We start from the raw sequence: 2299 nt of genomic DNA, 5'->3' as shown, positions 1-2299 counted from the left end.
TCCGCGCACGACCGTGGCGGTCTCAGTGCTCGGCATAGCTCTATTCTCCCTGACCCTACGGATCCCGCTGGGGTTGGCAACAAGCTGCCAACCCCGGGAATTCCAGCGCCCGCCGCGCCACGCTGATGGCATGAACACCGAACAGAGCACCACGAACAGCATCCCGACGAGCACCCCGGCCGCAAACGCTGCCGGCACCTGGCGGCTCGGCGACCTCACCGTCAACCGGATCGGCCTTGGTGCGATGCGCCTGGGCGGCATGCCCTGGGACGAGAAGCCACGGAGCAGGGAGGACGCGATCACCGTCCTGCGCCGCGCAATCGAACTCGGCGTCAACCACATCGACACCGCCGCGTTCTACTTCGTCGTGACCCGTTCGGCCAACGAGCTGATCAGCACCGCGCTTCAGCCCTACCCCGATGACCTGGTCATCGCCACGAAGGTCGCACCGGCCCGTTCCCGCGATGGCGAGTTCGAGCCGATGGCCCGTCCCGACCAGCTCCGCGGCCAGGTCGAGGAGAACATCCGCCAGCTCGGGCGTGACCACCTCGACGTGGTCAACCTGCGCTGGGGCACCGGCTTGGAGAAGGAGGCCGGCTCCGTGGCGGAACACGTCGGTGCCCTCGCGGAGCTGCGCGACGCGGGTCTGATCCGTCACCTCGGCATCTCCAACATCAGCGCCGAACAGCTGACCGAGGCGATGACGATCGCCCCGGTGGTGTGCGTGCAGAACCGGTACGGCGTGACCGAACGGCAGGACGACGACCTGGTCGAGCTCACCCGCCGGCATGGCATCGCGTTCGTGCCGTTCTTCGCCATGGGCGCCGGCGTGCCGGGTGCGGTACCGGGCGTCAGCGCGGATCAGACGGGCCAGGCGGAGGTCGCCGCCGTCGCCGAGGCCCACGACGCCACGCCGACACAAGTTCGGCTCGCGTGGACCCTGCACCGTGGCCCGCACGTCCTCGCGATCCCTGGCACCGGTAGCCCGGCGCACCTGGAGGAGAACATCGCCGCCGGCAGCCTCCAGCTGACCGGCGACGAGCTCGCGCTGCTCGATGGCGTCGCCACGGACGCCGCGTAGGACCGGCACGCGCGCCTAGGCGGGTTGCGGTGCAGAGTCCTCCGGTTGCCGCAGGTCGACGCGGCGCAGGAGCTGGGCGTTGGCCGCGACGACGATGGTGGACAAGCTCATCAGCACCGCACCCAGGGCCATCGGCATGACGAAACCGGCCCACGCCAGCACTCCGGCGGCGAGTGGGATCGCGGCCAGGTTGTAGCCGGCGGCCCACCACAGGTTCTGCACCATCTTGCGGTAGCTGGCCGCGGAGAGCCGTTTGACCGCCACCACGGCGCGCGGATCGTCCGAGGCGAGCACGATGCCCGCCGACTCCATCGCGACGTCCGTACCGGCACCGATCGCGATGCCGACGTCGGCACGGGCGAGTGCCGGAGCGTCGTTCACCCCGTCGCCGACCATCGCCACCGTGTGCCCACGCCGCTGCAGATCGGCGACGGCGGAGTCCTTGTCTTCGGGGAGAACCTCGGCGAACACCTCATCGATCCCGATCTCCTTCGCCACCGAGTCGGCCACCTGCTGGGCGTCGCCGGTGATCATCGCCACCTTCACCCCGAGCCGGTGCAGTTCCTCGACGGCGTCCCGGGACTCCGGACGAATCTGGTCCTCGAGCGCCAGTGAGCCGATCACCGCGCCCTTGCGGATCACGTGCAGGACCGCCGCACCCCGCTGTTGCCATCCGTCGACGTCATCGGCGAGCGCGTCCGGGATGGTCAGCTCCTGCTCGCGGAGCATCGCCGGACCGCCGACCGCGACGGTCGTCCCGTCCACGTCGGCCTGGACTCCCCGGCCGGTCATGGATCGGAACTCCTGCGCGGCCGGAATGTCGAGCGAGCGTTCGCGGGCCGCGGCGACGATCGCCCGGGCCAGCGGATGCTCGCTGTCCGCCTCGACGGACGCGGCCAGCGCCAGGACGGTGTCGGTCGCATCGGTTTCGGCGTCTCCGCCTCCGTCGCGTTCGACGGCAGCGACGCCGGTGACGGCGTGCTCTCCCTTGGTCAGAGTGCCGGTCTTGTCGAACAGCACCGCGTCGACGTTGCGGGTGCGCTCCAGCGCCAGCCGGTCCTTGACCAGGATGCCGTTCCGGGCAGACTTGGACGTCGAGATCGATGTCACCAGCGGGATCGCCAGGCCGAGGGCGTGCGGGCAGGCGATGATCAGGACCGTGACGGACTGTGTGACGGCGTAATCGGGGTCACCGAGCAGCGCCCAGACGACGACGGT

At 70.1% G+C, this 2299-nt stretch carries 2 protein-coding genes; one reads left to right on the top strand and one right to left on the bottom strand.

The window, feature by feature from the left end; translation table 11 throughout:
* The first annotated feature begins 130 nt into the window (after positions 1–130).
* The gene (locus tag ELR45_RS20835; RefSeq protein ID WP_129668064.1) at positions 131–1081 is read left to right on the top strand and encodes an oxidoreductase; all 951 of its coding nucleotides are present in this window, start codon (positions 131–133) and stop codon (positions 1079–1081) included.
* A gap of 15 nt (positions 1082–1096) precedes the next feature.
* On the opposite strand, the gene ELR45_RS41245 is transcribed toward ELR45_RS20835, so the two are convergent.
* Positions 1097–2299, bottom strand: a 1203-nt coding sequence (locus ELR45_RS41245) for a heavy metal translocating P-type ATPase (protein WP_240759951.1), incomplete at its 5' end; no start/stop codon positions are given.

Origin of the sequence: Phytoactinopolyspora endophytica (assembly GCF_004138495.1) — a bacterium.
Classification (GTDB): Bacteria; Actinomycetota; Actinomycetes; order Jiangellales; family Jiangellaceae; genus Phytoactinopolyspora; species Phytoactinopolyspora endophytica.
The sequence above is the reverse complement of the archived record's forward strand: the minus strand, read 5'-3'. Positions and strand labels throughout refer to the sequence as shown.

What these genes read in the sequence shown, in the direction of transcription:
- ELR45_RS20835 (WP_129668064.1), top strand. Translation starts at nt 131, where the DNA reads ATGAACACCGAACAGAGCACCACGAACAGCATCCCGACGAGCACCCCG.